At 36.0% G+C, this 21,992-nt stretch carries 40 protein-coding genes; 9 read left to right on the plus strand and 31 right to left on the minus strand.

Going from position 1 to position 21,992, the window contains the following annotated elements:
• Window positions 1-6: 6 nt before the first annotated feature.
• The 24 genes from AB3217_RS07065 to AB3217_RS07180 form a co-directional block, all read right to left on the minus strand.
• Complete coding sequence (locus AB3217_RS07065) at window positions 7-270, minus strand: hypothetical protein (protein WP_367365862.1); 264 nt, start codon at window positions 268-270, stop codon at window positions 7-9.
• 5 nt (window positions 271-275) lie between these two features.
• Complete coding sequence (locus AB3217_RS07070) at window positions 276-854, minus strand: phage tail protein (protein WP_367365863.1); 579 nt, start codon at window positions 852-854, stop codon at window positions 276-278.
• 11 nt (window positions 855-865) lie between these two features.
• A complete protein-coding gene (locus AB3217_RS07075; protein WP_367365864.1) occupies window positions 866-1,198 on the minus strand; it encodes a hypothetical protein in 333 nt (110 codons plus the stop codon).
• On the minus strand, window positions 1,198-1,434 hold the full coding sequence (locus tag AB3217_RS07080; RefSeq protein ID WP_367365865.1) for a hypothetical protein: 237 nt from the start codon (window positions 1,432-1,434) through the stop codon (window positions 1,198-1,200). The genes AB3217_RS07075 and AB3217_RS07080 overlap by 1 nt, the downstream gene beginning before the upstream one ends.
• A complete protein-coding gene (locus AB3217_RS07085) occupies window positions 1,427-1,765 on the minus strand; it encodes a hypothetical protein (protein WP_367365866.1) in 339 nt (112 codons plus the stop codon). The genes AB3217_RS07080 and AB3217_RS07085 overlap by 8 nt, the downstream gene beginning before the upstream one ends.
• A complete protein-coding gene (locus AB3217_RS07090) occupies window positions 1,743-2,147 on the minus strand; it encodes a phage Gp19/Gp15/Gp42 family protein (RefSeq protein ID WP_367365867.1) in 405 nt (134 codons plus the stop codon). The genes AB3217_RS07085 and AB3217_RS07090 overlap by 23 nt, the downstream gene beginning before the upstream one ends.
• 2 nt (window positions 2,148-2,149) lie before the next feature.
• Window positions 2,150-2,428: a hypothetical protein gene (locus AB3217_RS07095; protein ID WP_367365868.1), complete on the minus strand. Its 279-nt coding sequence runs from the start codon at window positions 2,426-2,428 to the stop codon at window positions 2,150-2,152.
• Window positions 2,429-2,432: 4 nt separating this feature from the next.
• Window positions 2,433-3,320, minus strand: a complete 888-nt coding sequence (locus AB3217_RS07100; protein ID WP_367365869.1) for a phage major capsid protein — start codon at window positions 3,318-3,320, stop codon at window positions 2,433-2,435.
• Window positions 3,321-3,327: 7 nt separating this feature from the next.
• On the minus strand, window positions 3,328-3,798 hold the full coding sequence (locus AB3217_RS07105; protein WP_367366129.1) for a DUF4355 domain-containing protein: 471 nt from the start codon (window positions 3,796-3,798) through the stop codon (window positions 3,328-3,330).
• A gap of 79 nt (window positions 3,799-3,877) precedes the next feature.
• Window positions 3,878-5,275: a terminase gene (locus tag AB3217_RS07110; protein WP_367365870.1), complete on the minus strand. Its 1,398-nt coding sequence runs from the start codon at window positions 5,273-5,275 to the stop codon at window positions 3,878-3,880.
• A gap of 50 nt (window positions 5,276-5,325) precedes the next feature.
• On the minus strand, window positions 5,326-6,027 hold the full coding sequence (locus AB3217_RS07115) for a hypothetical protein (RefSeq protein ID WP_367365871.1): 702 nt from the start codon (window positions 6,025-6,027) through the stop codon (window positions 5,326-5,328).
• Entirely contained in the window at window positions 6,020-7,276 is a 1,257-nt protein-coding gene (locus tag AB3217_RS07120; RefSeq protein ID WP_367365872.1) for a hypothetical protein, read from the minus strand. Before AB3217_RS07120 ends, AB3217_RS07115 begins: the two co-directional genes overlap by 8 nt.
• A 138-nt stretch (window positions 7,277-7,414) precedes the next feature.
• Window positions 7,415-7,720 carry an HNH endonuclease gene (locus AB3217_RS07125; protein WP_367365873.1) on the minus strand — a complete coding sequence of 102 codons (306 nt, stop codon included), beginning with the start codon at window positions 7,718-7,720 and terminating at the stop codon, window positions 7,415-7,417.
• A gap of 171 nt (window positions 7,721-7,891) precedes the next feature.
• On the minus strand, window positions 7,892-8,407 hold the full coding sequence (locus tag AB3217_RS07130; protein ID WP_367365874.1) for a hypothetical protein: 516 nt from the start codon (window positions 8,405-8,407) through the stop codon (window positions 7,892-7,894).
• Window positions 8,408-8,453: 46 nt separating this feature from the next.
• The gene (locus tag AB3217_RS07135) at window positions 8,454-8,693 is read right to left on the minus strand and encodes a hypothetical protein (protein ID WP_367365875.1); all 240 of its coding nucleotides are present in this window, start codon (window positions 8,691-8,693) and stop codon (window positions 8,454-8,456) included.
• Window positions 8,694-8,711: 18 nt separating this feature from the next.
• Window positions 8,712-8,915, minus strand: coding sequence for a hypothetical protein (locus AB3217_RS07140; protein ID WP_367365876.1), 204 nt, complete (start codon window positions 8,913-8,915; stop codon window positions 8,712-8,714).
• On the minus strand, window positions 8,908-9,366 hold the full coding sequence (locus AB3217_RS07145) for a DUF1064 domain-containing protein (protein ID WP_367365877.1): 459 nt from the start codon (window positions 9,364-9,366) through the stop codon (window positions 8,908-8,910). Before AB3217_RS07145 ends, AB3217_RS07140 begins: the two co-directional genes overlap by 8 nt.
• Window positions 9,363-9,569: a helix-turn-helix domain-containing protein gene (locus tag AB3217_RS07150; protein ID WP_367365878.1), complete on the minus strand. Its 207-nt coding sequence runs from the start codon at window positions 9,567-9,569 to the stop codon at window positions 9,363-9,365. The genes AB3217_RS07145 and AB3217_RS07150 overlap by 4 nt, the downstream gene beginning before the upstream one ends.
• Window positions 9,559-10,443, minus strand: a complete 885-nt coding sequence (locus AB3217_RS07155) for a DnaD domain protein (protein ID WP_367365879.1) — start codon at window positions 10,441-10,443, stop codon at window positions 9,559-9,561. The genes AB3217_RS07150 and AB3217_RS07155 overlap by 11 nt, the downstream gene beginning before the upstream one ends.
• A gap of 16 nt (window positions 10,444-10,459) precedes the next feature.
• Window positions 10,460-10,900 (minus strand): single-stranded DNA-binding protein, encoded by a 441-nt coding sequence (gene ssb / locus AB3217_RS07160; RefSeq protein ID WP_367365880.1) that lies wholly within the window; start codon window positions 10,898-10,900, stop codon window positions 10,460-10,462.
• A 10-nt stretch (window positions 10,901-10,910) separates the two neighbouring features.
• Complete coding sequence (locus tag AB3217_RS07165) at window positions 10,911-11,846, minus strand: recombinase RecT (protein ID WP_367366130.1); 936 nt, start codon at window positions 11,844-11,846, stop codon at window positions 10,911-10,913.
• A 7-nt stretch (window positions 11,847-11,853) separates the two neighbouring features.
• On the minus strand, window positions 11,854-12,741 hold the full coding sequence (locus AB3217_RS07170; protein WP_367365881.1) for a YqaJ viral recombinase family protein: 888 nt from the start codon (window positions 12,739-12,741) through the stop codon (window positions 11,854-11,856).
• On the minus strand, window positions 12,725-12,853 hold the full coding sequence (locus AB3217_RS07175) for a hypothetical protein (protein ID WP_367365882.1): 129 nt from the start codon (window positions 12,851-12,853) through the stop codon (window positions 12,725-12,727). The genes AB3217_RS07170 and AB3217_RS07175 overlap by 17 nt, the downstream gene beginning before the upstream one ends.
• 102 nt (window positions 12,854-12,955) lie before the next feature.
• Window positions 12,956-13,150: a helix-turn-helix domain-containing protein gene (locus AB3217_RS07180; RefSeq protein ID WP_367365883.1), complete on the minus strand. Its 195-nt coding sequence runs from the start codon at window positions 13,148-13,150 to the stop codon at window positions 12,956-12,958.
• A gap of 152 nt (window positions 13,151-13,302) precedes the next feature.
• Between AB3217_RS07180 and AB3217_RS07185 the strand changes: the two genes are divergently transcribed.
• Window positions 13,303-13,467, plus strand: coding sequence for a YjzC family protein (locus AB3217_RS07185; RefSeq protein ID WP_367365884.1), 165 nt, complete (start codon window positions 13,303-13,305; stop codon window positions 13,465-13,467).
• 230 nt (window positions 13,468-13,697) lie between these two features.
• On the opposite strand, the gene AB3217_RS07190 is transcribed toward AB3217_RS07185, so the two are convergent.
• Genes AB3217_RS07190 through AB3217_RS07220 form a run of 7 tightly spaced genes read right to left on the minus strand, consistent with a single transcriptional unit; the run spans window position 13,698 to window position 15,793 of the window.
• Entirely contained in the window at window positions 13,698-13,865 is a 168-nt protein-coding gene (locus AB3217_RS07190; RefSeq protein ID WP_367365885.1) for a hypothetical protein, read from the minus strand.
• A 34-nt stretch (window positions 13,866-13,899) separates the two neighbouring features.
• Window positions 13,900-14,118: a hypothetical protein gene (locus AB3217_RS07195; RefSeq protein WP_367365886.1), complete on the minus strand. Its 219-nt coding sequence runs from the start codon at window positions 14,116-14,118 to the stop codon at window positions 13,900-13,902.
• Between the two features lies 1 nt (window position 14,119).
• Window positions 14,120-14,359 (minus strand): hypothetical protein, encoded by a 240-nt coding sequence (locus AB3217_RS07200; RefSeq protein WP_367365887.1) that lies wholly within the window; start codon window positions 14,357-14,359, stop codon window positions 14,120-14,122.
• A gap of 12 nt (window positions 14,360-14,371) precedes the next feature.
• A complete protein-coding gene (locus AB3217_RS07205) occupies window positions 14,372-15,085 on the minus strand; it encodes a phage antirepressor KilAC domain-containing protein (RefSeq protein WP_367365888.1) in 714 nt (237 codons plus the stop codon).
• A 1-nt stretch (window position 15,086) separates the two neighbouring features.
• Window positions 15,087-15,296: an XRE family transcriptional regulator gene (locus tag AB3217_RS07210; RefSeq protein ID WP_367365889.1), complete on the minus strand. Its 210-nt coding sequence runs from the start codon at window positions 15,294-15,296 to the stop codon at window positions 15,087-15,089.
• 56 nt (window positions 15,297-15,352) lie between these two features.
• On the minus strand, window positions 15,353-15,535 hold the full coding sequence (locus AB3217_RS07215; RefSeq protein WP_367365890.1) for a helix-turn-helix domain-containing protein: 183 nt from the start codon (window positions 15,533-15,535) through the stop codon (window positions 15,353-15,355).
• A gap of 42 nt (window positions 15,536-15,577) precedes the next feature.
• Complete coding sequence (locus AB3217_RS07220) at window positions 15,578-15,793, minus strand: hypothetical protein (RefSeq protein ID WP_367365891.1); 216 nt, start codon at window positions 15,791-15,793, stop codon at window positions 15,578-15,580.
• A 281-nt stretch (window positions 15,794-16,074) separates the two neighbouring features.
• On the opposite strand from AB3217_RS07220, the gene AB3217_RS07225 reads away from it, so the two are divergent.
• The 8 genes from AB3217_RS07225 to AB3217_RS07260 all read left to right on the plus strand — a co-directional run bounded on the left by AB3217_RS07225 (window position 16,075) and on the right by AB3217_RS07260 (window position 21,467).
• Entirely contained in the window at window positions 16,075-16,395 is a 321-nt protein-coding gene (locus AB3217_RS07225) for a helix-turn-helix domain-containing protein (RefSeq protein ID WP_367365892.1), read from the plus strand.
• Window positions 16,382-16,834 carry an ImmA/IrrE family metallo-endopeptidase gene (locus AB3217_RS07230; RefSeq protein WP_367365893.1) on the plus strand — a complete coding sequence of 151 codons (453 nt, stop codon included), beginning with the start codon at window positions 16,382-16,384 and terminating at the stop codon, window positions 16,832-16,834. The genes AB3217_RS07225 and AB3217_RS07230 overlap by 14 nt, the downstream gene beginning before the upstream one ends.
• A gap of 49 nt (window positions 16,835-16,883) precedes the next feature.
• Window positions 16,884-17,210 carry a hypothetical protein gene (locus AB3217_RS07235; RefSeq protein ID WP_367365894.1) on the plus strand — a complete coding sequence of 109 codons (327 nt, stop codon included), beginning with the start codon at window positions 16,884-16,886 and terminating at the stop codon, window positions 17,208-17,210.
• Window positions 17,211-17,271: 61 nt separating this feature from the next.
• The gene (locus tag AB3217_RS07240) at window positions 17,272-17,940 is read left to right on the plus strand and encodes an Ltp family lipoprotein (protein ID WP_367365895.1); all 669 of its coding nucleotides are present in this window, start codon (window positions 17,272-17,274) and stop codon (window positions 17,938-17,940) included.
• Window positions 17,941-18,354: 414 nt separating this feature from the next.
• On the plus strand, window positions 18,355-18,807 hold the full coding sequence (locus tag AB3217_RS07245) for a hypothetical protein (RefSeq protein WP_367365896.1): 453 nt from the start codon (window positions 18,355-18,357) through the stop codon (window positions 18,805-18,807).
• Window positions 18,797-19,180 carry a hypothetical protein gene (locus AB3217_RS07250; RefSeq protein WP_367365897.1) on the plus strand — a complete coding sequence of 128 codons (384 nt, stop codon included), beginning with the start codon at window positions 18,797-18,799 and terminating at the stop codon, window positions 19,178-19,180. Before AB3217_RS07245 ends, AB3217_RS07250 begins: the two co-directional genes overlap by 11 nt.
• Window positions 19,181-19,243: 63 nt before the next feature.
• Window positions 19,244-20,146, plus strand: coding sequence for an Abi family protein (locus AB3217_RS07255; RefSeq protein WP_367365898.1), 903 nt, complete (start codon window positions 19,244-19,246; stop codon window positions 20,144-20,146).
• A gap of 298 nt (window positions 20,147-20,444) precedes the next feature.
• Entirely contained in the window at window positions 20,445-21,467 is a 1,023-nt protein-coding gene (locus tag AB3217_RS07260; protein WP_367365899.1) for a tyrosine-type recombinase/integrase, read from the plus strand.
• Window positions 21,468-21,992 lie beyond the last annotated feature (525 nt).

Here is a 21,992-nt window from a genome sequence, read left to right on the forward strand (position 1 = left end):
CAAGGACTAAGAGTTTTTTACTTGGCTTTGAGCTTCAAAAATTTCTTGAATTTCAGCAGTCATTTTTTCCATTGAAATCAAGCCTTCTTTATCAGCAAGATGTTTCTTTAATTTTTCAGTTTGTTTTTTACCAAACAATAATTTCAAAACTTTTGGCATAATAAGCGGATTAGTTTCAATATCACTAATAGCTTCTAACAATTCATAATTATCTAACCGTTTTTCAGGAATCAAATAATTGAACCCTGATTTGGTTTTACCTTTGATCATATTGATTATTCTCCTTTGGCTTCAACTGATGCAGTAGGTTTATTAATATATTCGTAATGATTTGTACCTGTTTTATCTGGTGAAGCCGTAAAAGTTGTTTCAAATCCAACAGCATCCTCATCTGTATAACTGATATCACCAATCTCTGAAATAGTACCGTTAGGAATAACAATACGCTTGAAAATTCCACCTTTAAGAACCATATCAAATACTAAGATATGAGGTTCATATTCATCTGAATTGGCTATAATTTTAATTCCTGATTCCATATCTCCAGTGACATTCTTTTCACCATAAACTTCTTTAAGAACATCAATATTCATAGACTCGATTAGCGTGTATTGGAATGTATCTTCCTTACCTTTTTGAACAACGGCTACTGTATCACCGCCCCAAGCCTTGATTGAATCTGAATCAGGGCTATTTGTATTGGTTAAACCATCTTCTGAAATATATCCAAGTGCTTTATAAGAAGCATCCAACTTAGTAATTGAATCGGTAGGCAAAACAGTCCCAAGTGGTGCTGAATAAGCGGCACCACCGATTTTTGGTTTAGCAACTGAAACATTTTGAGTATCTGACATTTTTTATCCTCCTAATATTTAAAATCGTAAACTGCTTGATAGCGATATTCTTTTGTTTCTGGATCAGTAAAGTTATAGTCTGAATTCAATTTAGCTTTACTGATATCTGTAAAATAAATCATTTCATTTAAACATGCTTTAAGTTTTACATTTAACTTTGCAGCTTCGAATAGTGAAGGTGCATAACTTTGAAACGCAAACGTTCCACTATTGATATGATTACTTTCAGCCCCACCAGTTTTTTCAAATAGAACATATGTCTCTGGTGGATTCTCTGGTCTTTCTAAAAAAGATGGTGCTATAAAATGACCGTCCAAATAATTTTTAATCGTTTTCTCAATCATTAATGCACCGCCTTTAGTAGCGTATTATTTTTTAAATTATCTTTTCTAGCTTTATAACTATCAGCGTAAACACTAGCATTTACACGACTTTTACCAACATAAGTATCTTGAGCATATCCATCACCTGCTGATTTTCTAATCTCACTAGCATGCTCTTCTACAATACTTTGCATTGCTGCAGATTTAAGTAATTCACCAACACCACCATGATTAAGTACAAATTTATTTTTAGCCATAATATTCCACTGTCACTTTCTTGTTCCAGTCAAGCGGGATCATATCTTCAATTCCTTCAAGTGGAACTCCAACTGTCCGCCATTTCTTTCCAAAGAATTGAACTTCTTTATTGGTCCAATCATGATCATCGCCTTTAGGAATTGCCAAATCATAAACAATCTTTTTACCAGTCAAGTTTAATTGATTAGCAACATCATCAGTTGACGTTGGCGCAACTAAAACATTCTGAATTTTAATTGGTTTTTCCTTAAAAATCGTTTTGCCAAAACCATCAACGCCTGTTTCAACTCTATCCATCAAAATAATGCTAATTCCGTGGATTCGTGTCATAAGGTTCCATCACCCCGTATCTTTGCCGTCTCAAACCTAATTTAGTTAGTTCTGAATTTTTAATGAATAATCCACCACCGGGAACAAGATAAGAACCAGACCATGAATATCCCATAGCTGTTTCACTAGCTTGTGTCATAGGTTCCTGTTCAGTTGATGTCATTAACGTCCTTGCAACAACATCCACAGTTACAGATTGAACTACTGTGGCATAAGATAACCGCTCTGCAACCATCTTATCAAGGTCCTTACCAACTTTGAGCGCTTGCTCTCTTAATGAGTCAGAGACTACTTTAAGCAGTTTGGTGGCACGTGGAATTTCATCAGGTTTAAGCTTTCGCCACATTACTTGTAAATCATCAATCGTAGCAAAATCATCCATGACTATTTCTTACCTTTCATCATCAAATCATAAAGAATTTCTTTCTTAGCATTGGAATCGTATTTGATTCCAAATGCATCCAATTCTTGCATAATTTGTGCTTTAGTAATTCCTTCGCTGTCATCATCGTTTGATGTTGTGTCAGGAACTGGCTTAGGATTAACCGTCGTTTTTTTAACTTTATCTTGAACATTGTTTTCATCAGCGGGAACCCAGTCCCCGCCTCTGATTCGTGAAGCTACATCAATGATCACTTTCGTTTTAGAATTTTGATATTTCATTTATTTATGCCTCCGCTGGTTTAATTACACGTGCAAAACTATTAGTATCCATAATTCCCCAGCCTAGATATGTTTCAGAACGCAAGTAAACTTGGTTATAACCCTTTAAATCTTGGCCTGAATTGTCTGGATCACCATATTGAATTACTTCCATCGGAATTTGTTTAGCAAATCCCCATTGGAACATATTAGTAAAGTCACCCAAAATTGCGTAATCTTTTGAACCACTTGCAACGGTATTATTTACATCTGTTTGCAATCCATTGATTGAACCAGGATTGGCACCCCAAGCTAATGTTGGGAATAAACGATTATTACTGTTATCACGCATTTTTGCTAAAGCAGATGAAAACTGTGTATCAATTGCCATACCAGAAACCACACCTTCTGAACCTTGAATGGCTGAAACTGCATCTTCAATATTTGAATCTGGATCAGCTTGCTTAAAATCAACAGTTTGAGTGATGGAAGTATCAAAACTATTTTTACCAATGATTGCGGATGTTTCTTTAGTTCTTGGATTTACACCATGGAAGGCCATCAAGTCTAAACCACGTGCTAATTTCTTAGCATATCCATCATTAAATGCTTTCAAAATATCGATTTTTTCTTCATCCGTGGCATAAATGAATTCATCAGAAACACGGGCGCCATATTCCACCTTAATTGGAACAATCGTTACTGGCGCAATAGTAACTCCACCTTCAGTTTTCTTTCCATTCTCAGCAACAATATCGATATCCTTGTCCATTGAAAATGTAAATTCTTTTTGTCCATTAAATGCTACTGGCTTTTGACCAGATAGGATTGCCAAAGAACTATTACCTTTAACTTTACTAATTAAATCTGTAATTAATGTTGGATCAAATAAATTTCCCTTTGATGTTGTCATAATTTTTTTATTCTCCTTCTAAGTTATCAATTAAATTTTTGTATGCACTATTCTCATCTGAACCAGTATTTGGTTCAGGGTCTTTTAGTGGTGGTACTGGGTCATCCTTCTTTACAAAACCAGCTAATCTTTCAGCATCAGCTTTCAAACTTTCTTCATCATCACCAACCAAACGATCTGCTAAGTCATAAGGAAGTCCATTTTCTAAGGCAATTTTGGTTTTTAGATTAGCTGTTTCATATCCTGAAATTTTGGAATTTAAATTTTCAATATTTTGGTCATAATCAGCATACTTTTCTTTGCTCTTACTGATTGTTGATTGCAGTGAAGTATTTTCATTAGTCAATGTTGATACTTGTTTCTTTAAATCGTCATAATCTGAATACTGTTTTACCAATGATTCCTTCTGTCGGTCCAAACGTCCTTGAATAATTTGGTCAAGTTCCTCTTGTGTTTCAATTGCTTTAAAAGTCATAATTTAAAATCCTTTCTCCCACTTACCCGGTGGTATCGGTAATTTTTGGCATAAAAAATAAACGTATAAAAAACGTCCAAAATTAATATCCAATTTTTTGTTTCTTCTTAGGCTTGTCATTAACGCAAGCCCACTGTGCTAATAAAGCACTATCCATTAAACTAATGTCCATGTCATCAAACTGTGATTTATAACCGAACCCACCACTTGAACCAATGTTTCTTTTAGCTGTATTAGTAACAACCGCAGTTAGTGACGGTTGATCAGAATGACAAATAGACTCCTGGTAAATTCCTTGCTCCCACAACGAATTAGCATTGATTACTTCTTTAACTGTCGGTAAAATTGGTGTCTTCAATCTGAAGTCTTTCATGTCAGCAGCTAAAATTGATTGACCACTTTGACCATCAATTACTACTTGCTGAATGTCAGCAGTTCGCAAAAATTTCAAAATCCATTGATTGCCGTTTCTTACTGATTGACAATCAATAGACTCTACAAATACTTTTCCTGATAAGGTATGAACTGCAATACTCATTGCAACATTAGCGCCATCGTTACCGTATTTAATTCCAACATAAAGTGGGCCTTGCAAAATCGGTAAAGAATGAACTTTCAATTCATCCCATTCATTTTCTGATATAGCCGATTTTTGATTATATTTAATCCAAAGACCCAGTCGCTGAATATTAAAGTCAATCTCATCAGAACCAACTTCATCTTGGATTGAACGTTCAGTAAAGATTGTCCCTAATGAAGGATTTGTCTTATACCATAAGTCCCTATCTCTAATATTTGATTGCTCTTCAACTGACCATTCAGCCCAACCAGCATTTTCAAGCTTACCTTCCAAAACACCATTGCGGTAACTGACAAATACTGTACCTGAAGATAAAGGCGTTGGAGGCGTTCCACATAAAATTGTTTGTGGATTATCTGAATCGGTAACAACATATTTCAATGCTGATTCCTGATCAGTTGTATATTCCTGGGCCTCATCAATCACTAGTAAATCGAAACCTTCACCAAGTCCACCAGTTGATGTTCTGGTACGGAACTCAATACGTCCACTCGACTCAGGTAAATCAATTCTTTCACGTCCAGTTGCTTTCAAAGACCGGTATTTGATACCAGCATTGTCAAGTATCTTCAATACACGTTCCCAAGATGAATGCGATGTTGTGGTTCTATGCGCTGTATGAAGAATCTGTTCCCCGTTTAAAAGTCCTTGAATTTCACGGATAACGATCAATTCGGTTTTACCATTACGACGTGGGATAGAATATCCAAACTTTGTATGAACCCAAAGACCATCATCATTGACCGCAAACAAATCTTTTGCTAATTCAACTTGCCATTCTTGAGCAGTACGTCCCGACTTTTCATAGTTTTCAATTGCAGTTTGATATACAGATTTAGTAAATGGAAGTATTACCGATTGAGTAGGATGCTGATTACCAAGTTTAACTTCAGTAGTCATAGTTATCCTCCTTCAATCACCGCAGTTTAGAGACATGCTTGGGTCAAATTCTATTTCCAGCCCTTGGTCCAAACATTTTGTTTTCTACCATCACCCGGATTGTAATCGACAATACAGCGACATCGTTCATGCCGTCGGTAAATGTCATCAGGTGCCTTATTATAGCTATATGATCCAGCTAAGTTTTTACACCAGTCACATGGCTTGCCAACAACCGTTCTAGTAATTTTGGGTTTTAATCCAACATTAGATTGAAACTCAACATTTTTTTGAATAGTGTCATCAACAATTGACTGAGTGAAAGTTACTAATGGTTCATCAAGAATCCATTTAATATCATCAAAGCTTTCAGCTGCAGTTAATCGTTCAACTAATCCTTTAACCTTTTCTTGATTGAAATCTGGAATCTGTGACTTCAAATGTAAGTTAGCAACTTGATTGAGTTGATTCTGAACGTCGCTCGCATAGCCAGTTACAATATCGTAGTTATTTTTCAACGTATGATTCATCAATCGGTTTGAAATATTGAAATACATTTTTTCATTTGGTAAAGATTTAGCAGTTACAAATTCATTAATTGAATGTGATAAGTTTTGTCCAACTTCAATTGCTAAATCATTAACTTCTTTGTAAGTAGCTTTCCCGCTCTTTAATAACTCAATATCTCTTCTTAAAATTTCACTTTTACTGTTTTTATCTTTAAATGATTCATCAATTAATTTTAATAAATCAATAACGATATCTTTATCCATTATCATCACCAGTTTCTATTGATGGTTCTTGATCAGAACCTTTAACGCCAGTAATTTCACGAATAGTTTCTTTATCCATAAACCCAGGTATTGCTTGATTAAGCTTGATAGCACCATCACCAATGATTGATAACATATTGGCATCTGCTTCGAATAATGGTTCCCATTTTGGAATTGTATTCATGAATTGTGAACGTTCATATACATAATCATCTCTTAAACAAGCTGCTAAATAAGCAACATTTAATAATCCAGAACCAAATGATCGTTGTGCCTTTCTTCCAGACAATCTTAGATTCTCATGGCTCGCTTTAATGGCTTCCACACTTGATGGATTCTCAGATACGAAGCCTAAATCATCAAGTGTTAATCCCATTTCCCCAGCAAAACCAGCAGCAGCAGTTTTAAGCTGTTCAGTAAATGGTGTCATTGATGAAGTGGTAAATTGTCCTAACTTAGGACTGTCACCTTCGTCATCTTTAGTAAATTGCAACATGGATGAAATGGCTGCTTTCCAACTATCCATTGGTTCAGCATCGTTACTTAGACCAACCACATATTTTTGAGGGAATGAATAGAATTCTGCAGTGATATCCGCTCTTTCCAACGTACGCTTTGCATATTTCTGATAATACATTCCTGCTCTAGTAATTCTTGAACGTCCAAAGGGTCGAACTGCATCCGGTCGGTAAATGATTGGTACTAACAATGGATGATTAGTATGGTTAGGAATATTAGTTACATCTTTTCCAGTAATAAACGTTGTCAATTGAGCTGTGAAATAAGCTTCACTAATCGGATTTCCAAAGTCATCACGTTTTAAAACGGCATAGCCTTCAGTTAACAATCCAGTAATTGGATCAATGATTCCCGTTGCATTACTTGCTTCAATAACTTGCAAACGAATCTGGTCATCTACCTTTGAAATATAAACAAATGAACATGATCCAATCAATGCAGACAAAATGGCTGAATCAAAAAATACATCAGGGTTATTATCATGGAAGATTTCGTTTACTTTAAAATCATCATTATCAAAATCACGAAATACTAATCTATCGGCCAAACTGTCCACACCTTTTGCACACCAGCCAAGAACGGCATGATATTGATTCCTAATTTCTGGTGGAATAGTGATACCAGGGTCATTTTCGTGGTATTTCATTGCGTATTGTTTGTATCTCATATTTACCCGAAAACGGCGATGTGACAGCTTATTTCTAAGGTAATCGATTCCTTTGTATTCCAATCTATCATCTCCTTAAAAAAATTCATGAGAAAAAATGTACAGTGACGGCGTGAAGTCCGGCTGAGGCGCCGTAGGGGGTCTCATGCCCCCCTTTGAAGCCCGACTCAATCAGATTCATTAGAATCGTTCAAAACGCCGTTATGGCCGGTAATTAGCCCAATCTAAAGACTGAGGAAGATTCCTATTGCCAATAGTCTTAACATCAACTGTTTTATTTTCTTTATTTTTAAATAATTTGTCCGACTTCTGCCTGTTGCATGACCAATGAGCGAGCTGAAGGTTATCCATATCACTTGGATGACCACCTTTATTGATTGGAATGATGTGATCAATAACTGGTGACATTGGATCTGGATATTTCAATCGCTTATCAACTGGTCTACCACAAATACCACAGACTGATTGGGTCTTGAGTATGATACGTTTGTTCTTATCAAATGCCACTCGATGTTGTCCGGTTCTGTCTGCTCTAACTAATACAACCACCTCCAGGGTATATAAAAAGATTGCACCTGGGCTATCAACTCAAGTGCAATCTCTCCGATTGGTATTACTTTACGCTACTAATGTAACACGGTAAGTAGGACATTGTATGGACACGATTAGGACATTTGTTTAACTAATCATTTCTTCTAAGCTGGTAATGCCAAACAAGAACAGTGAGAACTCTTTGATTGCGTCCTGCTCGTCACGCTGGATTGTCTTATCCGTACAGTAGAATCGTTCAGCAATCTCCATGCGTGTCATCTTGATTGGCGTGATATAGGTATGAACTAAGGTGAAGTAACGGCGTTGTACTCTTTCGTCACGCCTACTTGCGTACCCTTTGTAGGCATCCAACATTAAGTTAGTGTACTCCATCATCTTAGCAGTGCGTGCCTTGTAGCCATCAATGCTGCGGAGTTTAAGATCATCTTTACTGAATACATCTTTAAGTATCTCATCAATGTTTGTATTAACTTCTTGTGTATAACCCTGGAGAATATCATAGTTCTTAAGTAATAATCTTGTGTTCTTAATACGCCAGGTCTGTTCGTTTATAAACTTACGATGGCGCTCTTCACGTACTAACTGAGTAACTAACTTTGTCACAAGTCGTACTGTTTTCTCATCTAACACTGTCTTCTCCATTTATTACTCAGCCCCTTAATAATTTGTTGCTTCTAGCCAATGATAATTAAAGTCTCTCTTGATTAACGGTTGCTTGTCCATCAGTTTCACCATCTGTATTAAGCTCAGTTTGGCTAGGTGTAAATTTAACCATTACACTGGTGCCAGACGTCATAACTAACTGATTGACTACGTCTAAGTAATCTTCCTCGTCAATCGTTAAGGTGACTTGTGCACCTTTGTCATCAAATCCTACCTTCTTGACCTTGGCAAACAAATTAAAACTATTATCTTTTAGCTCATTCATTTTAAATTCCTCCTATTTTCAAAACGGTAATAAAATTTCACAGATTACTTGATTAATCTCCTTAACGCTTAGATTCTTGTACGCATCAAACGCTTGTCTTTCATTCATGTGGATATATTTTCCATGACCACGCCACCAGATGATGGTGCCAAATAAATCACTGTTATGTTCTTCAAATTGCTTAATAAATGCGGTTCTAAATGTTATTTGATCCTTATTCAACTAAATCACCCACCGTGTAATTCAAATTTGTTTTTTGGACTGGTTCGTTATGCTGCTTAGTAATTCCAAAAATTTTAGTTCTGAAATAATGAACGCGAGGCACTACAACTTCTACTGGAAACCGATAGTGTTTCGCAAACATTTTGAATCTAAGTTGTACTCCAGTATCTAGGTCGTAAACTGAAAATCCATTCTTAACATCATAGACGTGCAGGATGTTCCCAGTGCTGTCATAGACTACAAAATCCGGTGTGTACACCACTTTCCGAAACTTCATACTATCTAATGCAAATGGCTTAACTAAATCAAACCTGGGATGGACATCAAAATCTAACCCACAATTCTTTACATACCGCTTATAAAAATCCGCTTCACGTTGAGAATCAAACTTATAGCCATCAATCTCAACCTTTCGACCTTTACGGTTAATTGCCGACATTTGTCCCTTCATAGCTCACTCCGTTTAACTCCCGTGACGGCTTCCATACCTTCACATGTGACAATTAATTGCTTACCAAACTTACGAATTGTTCCTTCTGGGAATCGTTTTGGATATTTGTTATAAATGGTACGCACGTAATCTTTTTGCTTCCCCCACATGATACTTGCTTCATGACTTTCCATGTAATCTTCGTCATTTAAGCTAATTTTCATCTGTTCTTCCTCCATCTTTTCTCCGCAAAGCTTCCAAACGTCCTCGTAACTTTTTTTGAGCATTGGGAGCTATTGGCTGACTTTCAGTTGGCGTCACCTTAGCCCAATCAGGTAAAGTTTCTTTTTCTCTAACCTGATTTTTCATGAATCCACCCCGTTGATTGGCTTGTCGATGTTCATGATTTTTTGCCTCGTTTTCAGCTTCTTCAACAGTAGTAATTCCTAAATTAGACCAACCATCAAAAACCTTAAACAAATATTTATCGGCTCCGTAACTCTGTACATTTCTTCTCGCAGCGTAGTTAATGGCATAGTTTACAAGTGCATCTCCAAATTCATTACGCCATTCAGTTAAATCCTGTTGCGCGATTGCATTAGGGAATCCCCACAGGTCCGTCCAAAGATTGACTGGATTATTTGTATCGCCTACTACTACATTCTTTTCTTTCTTCTCATTCTTTTCATTCTTGTTTGTTGTCACTTGATTGTCAGTTGATTGACGAGTGCTTGTCACTTGATTGTCAACGCTTTGGTACTCATCCCAGTGAAGTACAGTAATAACGCTGTATTTCGTGTTTGATTTGATTGTCAACATTTGCTCGTTTTCAAATCTCTTAAGCCATCTCCATAACGACCTCCATGCAACGGCTTTGTCACGCGACACTCCTTCGTTGAACTCGGATGCCAGTACGTGGGCTCCCGTGACGAATTGACCGCTTGTCACGGACACTTCTTTTCCATTAAACAAAAATTTATTAGGTTCATGATTTGCCTTCATCAAAACTAATAGCCAAAGCTTTAATTGATCGGAATTAGTCCAAACGAAGGACTTACGAATTTTCCGATAAAGCTTAATCCAACCTCCGTCAGACATTTAATTCACCTCATCTTTAGAATGGCAAGTCGTCTTCATCAATATCAATTGGATTGCTGCCGGCAAACGGGTCTGAAGATGCTTGTTTGTTTATTGACGGTGTCTTGTTATTGCTCTGCCGGTCAGAATCAGAATGCGACTTGGGTTCCAGCAACGAGAAGTTTTCAACGACAACCTCCGTTACATAAACTTTGTTGCCTTGTTGGTTTTCGTAAGAACGGGTTTGAATCCGTCCATCAATTCCAACCAATGAACCTTTATGGGTAAAGTTAGCAAAGTTCTCGGCTGCCTTTCGCCAGATCACGCAGTTAATGAAATCAGCTTCACGTTCACCATCAGAGTTAGTGAATTGGCGATTGACTGCCAATGTAAAACTAGCAACTGCAGTACCACTATTGGTGTACCGTAAATCTGGCTCCTTGGTTAAGCGTCCAATAAGAACTGTTCGATTTATCATAATCACTCACCTACTTTGCAGTATCTTTCATTGCTTCGTTGAATCCATCTAGTACAGTAGAATTGTCAGAAGTTTTTCCGTCCCTAATCTCACCAGTTTCAGCATTGACATTATCTGGAACATCTTTTGACTCATCCTCTTGTTTCGCAGGTTCATCCTCTTCCTCAACATTATCTAGAACCGTTGGGTCCTTTACTAATTCATCTGAATCATCAATGACACTAGCTGTTTCATCACTTTTAACTGCCGTTTGCATATCGATGGAAAGAATTCCCCACTTTGAAAGTAATGACCGAAGGACTGTTTTTTGTGCCATTGCGTCGTAGTTCGTTTTCCAAACGCCAGATAATTTTTTCTTATCACGGTCCTTATTGTTGGCGATTCGATGTGCTTCTACTTCATCCCATGTCCAATAAGTGGTCTTAGTGAACCCATTTAGTAATTGAAAACGACCAACATACCCGATTACCTTATCGCTAGTTCTGCTGTTTGGATCGTAGTCAAGCTCTTCAGTAAGCGGGTTCCAGGACTTAACTTGCCCTTCGTAAACCGTAACTAGATTAATTGATTTATACTGTCCAGAACGTTGTGCCAATTGAATATAACCCTTATAACCAAGTACAAAATTCGCTTTCTTTTCCCATTTACCGGTTACTTTATTCTTAGTATTGAAAGGAACCAAATAGGCATATCCTAAATTCTTATCAATTTGTAAGTCTAAAGTGGCAGCTACCATAGCCCCAGTGATGATTGACATTGGTTGTGCATCAGCTAGATATGAATCTGAATTAACCAAGTTCAGGACAGATGTCGTGAATCCTTTCGCTTTTCCTTTCAGCACTTCACCAAACTTTTTTTGCATTGCTGGTGATTCCATTAGTCCCTTAATCGTTGCGGACTGAACATTACCTTTTTGTAGTTGACGTGACCCATTTGTTGCGTTCATTAAATCGTTATTGTTTGCCATCGTAGTTCTTCCTTTCAGTAATTCGTAGCATGCGGTTACCATTCTTGTTGGAACGATAAGTGATGTGATAGTTTTCTGTATCTGCAGTATCTCCATTCTTCATTGCTACTCGTAACTCGTTTTCAATTCGTTTGTTATCTGCTGCCAAAATTTTGATGTTATTTTTCAAGTCTTGATGTTGGTGTAGTTTTTGATTCCAAATGCTTGGTAACTCTATTTGAATCGATTCAGATCTTGGATAGATAAGCTTGAGAATATCTGTCGTAGATTGGCTACCATCTGGATCAGGTGCCTCATCATGGATAATATGTTCGTCCCACCAATCAATTAATTGTGGTTCAATCTGATTGATTAACTCATCATCTCGTTCGTATCGCTTAATACCAAACCTATGGCCACCAATCAAATAAGCAAAGTAACAATAAGGCCGATTCAAAACATACATATAGTGCTGAACCTGTAAACGATAGGGTCCGGGAATTTGTTCATCTGACCAAGCATCCGACTTATACTCCATGGCTGTTTTGATTTCTAGAAAGCCATCTTCTCCTGCCACATCACGGTCAATATCAGCACGCAAGAACGGATACTTAGGGTCATAGAAAGTTTTATTTTGACGAAACACTTTTTTTCTAGTTTGCGCTTCAAATTCGTTAGCCAGGATTGGCTCCATGATCGTGCCCCAATGTTCAAACTCATTACTTTTCAAATCAATCGGAACTCTACCAGTCTTGTCCGCCCAGACTTGATAGGGTGATACCCACGGTGACAGGCCTAGGATTGCAGCTACATCAGAACCGCCAATTCCTTTACGGCGGTGCAACAACCATTCTTTTTTTTCCATGCCACCCGTGTAGTCAAACGGTATCTTCATTCATTTCATCCCTTTCAAGCGCTAATTCATCTTCATCATATTCAGCATCTTCGTCACGTTCGATTTCTTCGTCTTGTGAATCAAGGTAAGCGTTAAGCAAGTTATCATCCATCTGTTGGATGTCTCTGTCAGTATTGATGATGATCACTCCTTCTGTGTTATAATTTGTGTGTTAAATATTTATCCCAGTCCGTTATTGCCGTAACGGACTTTTTTATTTGCTCCGAAAGCTGTCCATGCTTACGTTCAATGCATTGGCAATTCTTTCCATTAACTCAAAACTTGGATTCTTGATTTGTTCATTTTTAACCGCGTAAATTGTTGAATTGTTTTTAAATCCAGCTAACTTAGATAGTTGATTGGCACTAATTCCTTTATCATTTAATACCTGTTCAATTTTCTTCCACATGGTTTCCTCCGTCACTACATATATGGCTCTTGCTTTTAAAAAAACACATCATGTTGTGCATTTTTTGTTTTTATAGTAAAATTAGGTTTGTATTAAGAACGCCTTCGCCAGTGTTTTTTGATACGCATTTCATAATAAATGGAGATGATAAAATGACTGAATCAATTAAACCAGGTACCGACAACCGAAGACCTGGACATTACCATGAAGTCGGTCCGCGGGGCGGTAAAGTTAGCGGTGGACATGCTGCTACCATTCAAAAAGGTGATCGCTTGCCTCCAACTTCTAAACCAGGCAATGGATGGAAAAAAGGGTAATAGATTATAAGTCGTCTTTGGACGACTTTTTTAATACCATTTTTCTGTCTGAGATGATATAGCACCACCGTAGTAAATTCAGTTGAATCCATGATTCCACAACATGTTCGCCATGCTCGTTATAGTACTTAGTCATATAATGATGTACCATCAGTCGTCACCTCCTTTCAATATGCATATCAACGCGATATATCCAATCAAAATTATTACTCCACACATCCATAACCACATTACTTATTCCTCTGGTTGAGATAGTAGTCTTCTGAATCTTGCCAGATGATTCGATTGTGGCGTTTAGCTTCTTCGCTAGCACCCGTTTCTCGGCCAGCCTGAAAACTCAAACCTACGATTGAAAATAAAATTATCAACCAAAATACAATGTTTCCTAAAATTGCCATGCTTACCACTCCTTAAATATTTCCCGCCTAGGATTTATTTGTTATATTCTAAATTGTCTGCAATCCACTTCACTACGGCGTGACGCGAATACATCTTTCTGCTACCAACTGTCAAATAAGGAAAACCACGTTTGAGTAAAATCTTATCTACTGTATTCGGTGCTTTATGAAAAATTTGATCAGCAACTTCTTCACGTGTTAAAAGTTCATCATTTGTGAGAAAGTCTAACAATTGTTTAAATTCTTGATCCATGCTAATCACCTGCTCTGTTTAGGCCATCTAGCATAATTGCCTTATCTCTTAATTCTGTTAACCGTTCGATAGCGGCATCTAATTTATCAACAACCCTGACTGTCAAAACAGGACGCCCATTAACTTGTTTTTCGATTGATAAATCAGTTTGTATAGTGTTGTCTAGGTCAGTTTCAATATCATTGATCTTTTCTATATAATTTTCGTAAACTTTCAGTTGCAATTTTTCTATTTCACTCATACTGCTTACCTCCTAACTTTTAATCGCTAAAAATTTGTTAATAAAATACTGTTGCCCCTTACCTGTTACTTTTGTGGTTTTGGAAACTGTAATACTGCCATCCGAGTGACTGATAGAAGTTTCCTTAATCTTGAACAGACCTAAATCCATAGATTTTTGAGTTGGCATATTCCAATCTGTCCCCTTGCGACTAATCAGGTAGCCCTTTGCTCTCATCCATTGAAATAGCCTTGTCGCACCAATATCGATACCATTACCGCGAAGAACTTTGGCAAGTTCTCCAATCAGAATGGTCGTTTTACTTGTGGCCACTGAATCAGCAAACAAGACTTTAGGTTTCATCAGTTCAATTTGATCTGCCTGGTCTGCTGCCAAGCGTAACGCATCTGCCATAGTGTGCGGAATTTGAAAACCACCTGTTTGAATCTGGTGCTCCATTTGGTTAAAAGCCTCGATATACTGGAGCTTAAACCGCATGGCTTTCTTGCCAGTGAAACCCATAGCAAGCAACGTGAATCCGTCTCGATTCATGTAAACCTGACGATATTCACGGCCTCGTGAATTTTCATATTTCCCTTCCACAAACATACTTTTCACTGTCGAATTTTCGACCGTGAGATTATCAATTGCTTCGAGAATGTGTTGATGATTTTTACCAAAAACTTCTGCTACTTGCAGACTGCTTGTTACAGCTTGCTGATTTTTCATTACAACCAGATTGTTCATCTTATTTACCTTCTTTCTGTCTTGACTTGTTTAAAATAAAGCTTGAAGTAACTCCAAGGTAGTCAGCTACTGTTTGTAACGTATCAGCTCCTGGCATACTTTTATCCCATTTACTAATTAGACCGTTTGAATAGTCAAGATCACGTTCAATCTTGTAAATACTTAACCTTTTCTTCTTAGCAATATTTTTTATTGCTGTATAAACTGACATTTTTTGTCCTCCTTCCAATTAATTGCGTCCTACCACTATAGATTGGGGTTATTTTTTTAAAAGAATCTATTCATATCCGTTTGAGAAAAACTCTTTTTTATCCCCTGTAGAACTTTAAAACTTGGCTTTGCAAAATTATCTTCTAGTTTTGAATAATGTGAATACGAAATTTTCAGTGCTTTTGCCATCTCAAACTGTGTTAAGCCTTCAGATTGTCGCAGTTCTTGTAAACAGGTCATTTATTTCATCCTCCTAAATATCCAAAACTTTGTAAATCTTTTCTAAATACCATACTTTTCTTGTAAGTATTTATAAATCTCATTGATAATAGATTCGGATGCTTTAGTTACCGACTGTTTGTTAAGAGACAAACTTATAAAGGTTCTTGATTTTCCAAATCTTTTAGCAAGACTAGACTGTGTTTCCTGCTTTTTATGGGCACCCAACCACGACATAATTGATTCAGCTTTATTATTTGTTTCCATATGAATAAACATTTTTTTCACTCCTTTCATAATCACTAAATTTTGTTAAGAAAATATTTTATAGATTTGTGTTGCATTTATCTACAACATATCTTAGAATAAAGACATAATTAAATAAGCAGTAAAAAGCCTTTATATCGCCCGCCAAGATGATTTATAGGTATTTTTAATTTGCTTAATTTGATAACAAACTTTCTTAACAAAGATTATTCTAAAATATGTTATAGAATAATGCAAGCTTTTTCTAAAACATGTTATAGCTTTCTTTGTTCACGATATGGAGAAATGCTAATATGACACTATTTGACAACATAAAGAAGATTTCAAAGCAAAGGGGATATTCCATAGCAGAAGTGGAACGTAAGGCTGGAATCAGCACAAATTATCTCTATCAATGGAAAAAAAGAAATCCCAGTCCCGAATCTTTAGAAAAAGTTGCTGATGTTTTAGGCGTCTCTGTGGATACTTTACTCGGTAAAAGCACAGCTAAGCCCCAGAAAGTGGATCTGGCTAAAAATGACACAATCATGATGTTTGAAGGAATGCCAATACCAGAGGAAGATATGGAAACCGTCCGTAAAATACTGGAGGGTTTAAGAAATGCAAAAAAATAATGATGAATTAATTAATCTCACTTTAAATTATGCGTTTGATCATGGCGTTAAATCTCAACAAGTAACTAATTTCACGCCTTATATGCCCTCATTCACTGATACGAAAACAGAAACAATCATGATTAATATGAATTGGCATGATCCAGAACAATTACCGTTTCAAATTGCACATGAAACCTCCCACGTTTTAAACGGTGATAAATCTAATCAGCCCCTTTACTTTCCGACAGCCACATCTAAATCTAAGATTGAGGTAGCTGCTAGTAGCAGAGCCATCAGTATATTGATACCCTATTACTGTAAAGAACGAACAGAGGAATATGCGGATCCTTTACAATTCTTGAATATCTTTAAGATACCAGGTCATTTGTACGAAATTGTTGAAACAAAAATGCATGAGTATTATGGACTCATCTATCCACAAGATGAAGAACAATAGGTTGGCTCGTTCTGGTCATAACAAAGACAAGACATAAGGGGGTGATTTTATGAACAACAATGACAGTCAAGAACCACAGTTTAAAAACTCAGCTAATGACATATTGAAAGAATTTCGAGAAAAACAGCAACAAAAAAGACAACAAGAGGTTGATTTGGCTAAAAGCGCTCGTAAAAATCAAGTGCCTCACTGTCCTCGATGCAAAAGTAAAAACATTCAGGCTGTGGGGAATCATCGTAAGGGCTTTTCTGTTGGTAAAGCAGTTTTAGGTGGTGTTTTAGTCGGTGGCGTTGGAACGTTAGCTGGCTTTGTAGGAAAAAAAGGCAAAAAAATTGATATGATTTGTATGGATTGTGGTAAGAAATTTAAATACTAGCTGGATTGACCAAATACTGAAGTCATTAAAAGCTGAAATATATATTTTGGAGGAATACATTATGGCTAAGAAAATCAAGGGGGAAGACGGAAAGGTTTACGTGCAAAAGAAGCCATTCTACAAGCGCTTCTGGTTCTGGTTGTTAATAATTATTGTGGTTGTCGTAGGAGCATCATCCATGGGAGGCTCATCAGATAGTTCTAACTCCAGCAGCTCAGAAAAATCAAGTAAGACAGCAACAAAGTCTTCCATCTCTAAGAAATCAAATGTTCCATCTGAGTATACTTCAGCGCTCAATAAAGCTAAGGAATACGCTTCTTCAATGGATATGTCTGAACAAGCTGTATCTGAACAGTTAACTTCAAAAAGTGGTGAAGGATTCACAGAAAAAGCTGCTCAATATGCAATGAAGAATTTGGGTAACGTTAATTGGAACAAAAACGCATTAAATAAAGCAAAAAGTTACGCTTCTGATATGGATATGTCAAAAAAAGGTATTGAAGACCAACTCTCTTCTTCATCTGGTGAGAAGTTTACAGAAGCACAAGCTCAGTATGCAGTAAACCATCTTACAGGTGTTAACTGGAACAAGAGCGCTTTAAACAAAGCAAAGTCATACCAAAAGGAACAATCTATGTCTAAAGATGCAATCCGTGAACAACTCACCTCTTCATCTGGTGAACAGTTCACATCAGCACAAGCAGACTACGCTATTAATCATCTTAAATAACTGCCCCACCTCCCACTCTGGTGACGCGCGCCAGTCCGATTCTGGCGGTGGGAATAGATACAAAAATAAACATTCAAATCTTTTAAGAATCAAAACATTATATGGATGAAATCGAATGCGTTAACAACCAAAGAATCAGAAATATTTGGAGGGCTTTTACAACAGTGCGCATTTACAGTAGCATCAATTATTTTAACTCCAAATAAAAAAGAAAGATTAGTCACTTAAATTATACATAAAATGTGTTCAGATTCTTGACCTAAATCTATTTTGCTCTAAAAGACGACAAAAATAATTATCTGGCCAGGGCTACGACCTATTTTTGTACTGATTTATCGAAATAAAAAATTGATATTCAGTTTTTGGATGCTAATTTATAACGTAGCTACAAACAAAAAAGAAGGAAGAATTTAAATGATAAAGAACTTTGACATAGTAGATAAACCGTTTATAACAGAATACTCTATTGTACAGTATGAGGACCCGGTACATTTTATTTCTAAAGATACAGATGGTAACTTTGTGTTTACGATCCGTATTGGAATTAATCAACTTGTGTATGGTGAGGGACATCAAAAACTGCATATTGATTTAAACGCCGGAAATTTACGTACTAATTTTATAACTCAACCTAAGCCATTAAAGCAAGGTATGGAGGCTGATATACCAGATGAGGAGCGTCGATCATTTTCATTTGAAGCAAATTATCATATCTCTGAGAGGTCTATTTTAAACGAATTAGGGTCATTTCTTAGGGTTACCGTATTCGTGTTGACTGCTTCTATGAAAGATAATAAATTAGTTCCAGCTATGATACTTAATACAGCTATATTATTTAATAATGATGAGGGTGCGAATGACAAATAAAGCTAATGTAATTCAAATGCATGCTGCACCTCCTCTGGAAGACGTTCATTTCATTACAGAACATGTTAAACTTAAAGAAAAGATAAGCAGCGGATGTGACGATAATATGAAAAATTATGTGACTCGTGAAGAGCTAAATCATGCTGTGGATAGATTATCATCAAAAATTGATTTATCAGAGGCTCATACTGAAACAAAACTGGCTAATTTAGAAGCTAAAATTGAGAATATTCCTGATAAAATCAACTTAGCTTTAAGTAACCACGATAAAGTACAACGTCAAGAACACAGAGAAACTCAACGGTTTTTATGGGGAACAATTGCTATTGGAGGACTTTCTTTAATAGTAACTATCATTTCAATGTTTCTCTAACCAAATAGAAGCACGTCCTCACTCACCAAAGTAATGGATGTACCACTGAAAGGAAGTCATAATTTGGTAAAGAGAATGATGACAACTAATGAGCTTATAGATCATATGAAATCTAAGGGAATTACTTTTAATTTTTCCTCAGAAAAAGAAGCTTATGAAATGTTAACCAAAGTCAATTATTACTTTAAGTTAACTTCTTACAGAGCGAGTTTTGCGAAAGACGAAAATGGAAAATACCAAAATTTAGATTTTGCTTATTTAACAGACTTAGCATCAATTGACATGCAGTTAAGGGACTACCTTTTTGATCTTTCTTTAGATATTGAACACGGTATAAAAGTTATTTTAAATAATTTAATTTCAAATATCCCGGAAGAGGATGGTTACCAAATAGTTCAGGATTTTCGAAAACTTCATCCAAATCAATATAATCAGACTTTACAATATCTTCAAAAGAATCGATACTTGCAGGACATGTATAAAAAACATCATGATCACGTCGCAGTCTGGGTTTTCCTTGAAGTAATGACTTTCGGAACTTTATCGATGTTTGTTGATTTTTACTTAGATAGAAGCAAGACTAGAAAAATAAAAACAATTCATAATTACTTAAAGTTTAGCAAGAATTTGCGAAATGCTTGTGCTCATAGCAATCCACTACTAGTAAATCTATTCTCAGATAAAGAATTTTTACGCAAACCATCTGCTCCAGTTCAATTAGCAGCAAGTAATATGAAAATCTCAAATAATTATATTCAAGATCTTAAAGTTAATGATCTAGTTTCACTATTTTACCTGCACAGACGAATACAAAGTATTAAAATGAGCCAGCATCGTTATCGTCAGGGAAAAAGATTAATAAGTAGATTTCATCGACATGAAAGTTGGTACGCAGACAACACACAATTGAATACATTCTTTAAAATTTTAAACAATCTGATTGACTATCTCAATATGGACGAGTAAACTACAAATTAAGGAAAAGACGGTTTGACCGTTTGCTGGCCTAGGCATCGCCGAAAGCTAGTTATACATAATTTGTTAAGAGATATAATCAGACTGATCACTGATTATATCTCTTTTTAATTAAAAAGCACATCCCCTCCCGCCAAGAAGTTGGATGTGCTAACCTATCAGAACCGTATAAATGCGGCTCACTCTATTTGTTTATTTTAATTGAAAGAAGGTGATAAATCAATATTATTTGAACTAAATAAACTCCTTAAATATTTCCCGCCTAGGTAATACGAAAGGATGAATTATTATGGCTCAAATTATTAAAAGACAAAATGGATATAGTGTACGTGAGTTTTATATGTACAAAGGTAAAAAGAAATCTAAAAATCAAGGTGGCTTTAAAACCAAAAAAGAAGCTCAAAATTATGCGGTTGAATTGGATCATAAAAAATTGAACCATGAACTTATAGCTGAAACTGAAGATAGTTTTGCAGATTACTTTATTGATTGGTTTAAAAATTATAAAGAGCCTAAACTAGCATATGCTACAGCATTGAGATACCTAAACACGCATCACGAGATTATAAAGTATTTCGGTAATCGTAGAATGAAAGATATTACCTATGATGATTACCAAAAGGTTATTAATGAGTATGCTAAAACTCACGCACTAGGAACGGTTAAAAAATTCCATTCACAATCACACACAGCTGTTAAAGCAGCCGTAAGACGAGACCTTTTAAAAAAAGATTTTACCATTGGTGCTGAATTATCTGGTTTAGCTGGTAAAGATGAAGAATTGAAATATCTTGAAATAGAAGATATGCACAAATTGTTAAATTATTGTTCTAAGAATATTCGCTTAGATAAGGTTTCAAAAGTAATGATCGTCACTGCTTTATATACTGGTATGCGATTAGCCGAGGTTGGTGGTCTCACATGGGATTGTGTAGATTTTAAAAATCATAAAATTACTATAAACAAAACCTACGATTATCTCAAGGGCGGTGGATTTAAACCGACCAAAAATAAATCATCTAACCGAACGATTGATATAAATATTGAACTAGTTACAATTTTAAAACAATTACATTCAATTCAAGGCGAATATTTTTTAGCTCATGGAATTAAAAATCTTAATAATTATGTTTTCCTGAACAATCGTCAAAATATAATTTCATCAAATGGAGCTAAGCATGAATTAAAACATCTATCAGATCTATTAAAGATTAAAGCCGTCACCTTTCATGCTTTACGACACACACACGCTAGTTTTTTAATTGCTAAGGGTGTTTGGGTGTTTCCATATATTACATTTCTAAGCGCTTAGGACACTCCTCAATCACTGTCACGCTGGATGTATATTCTCACCTACTTAAAAACTTTGCAGATGATGAAAGTGAGAAAGCCTTAACTGCATTATCAGTAATGTAATAATCTCTTATTTTGGCACAATATGGCACATACGTACCTTGTAAAGTGCGTCATATAAGTAAAGTTAGAACCCGCCGGGGACATAAATAGTGTATTCATCAAATACCTTACATCTTTGATAAAGCAGTCTCTTCCATATAATAACAATGGAAGAGACTGCTATTATTTTTTGAAAAAATTAAATAAATAGACAAACATGATTGATAAACTAGCGTATCTTAAGAATGGTACAGCGCTTATATTGGGTACATCAATTAATATTCCAACACTAACTTAATTTGCCAAAGCTGAACCAAGTTCTGATAGTGCCAGTACTGCCATTTCAAAATCTTGGTTTGCACTAACAAATAACGAAACGTGATTAGGTTATTTCAATAATTTTCAATGCATAAAAGAATAATATGGTTATCGAAATCTAACA

Source organism: Pediococcus parvulus, from assembly GCF_964063155.1.
Taxonomy (GTDB): domain Bacteria; phylum Bacillota; class Bacilli; order Lactobacillales; family Lactobacillaceae; genus Pediococcus; species Pediococcus parvulus.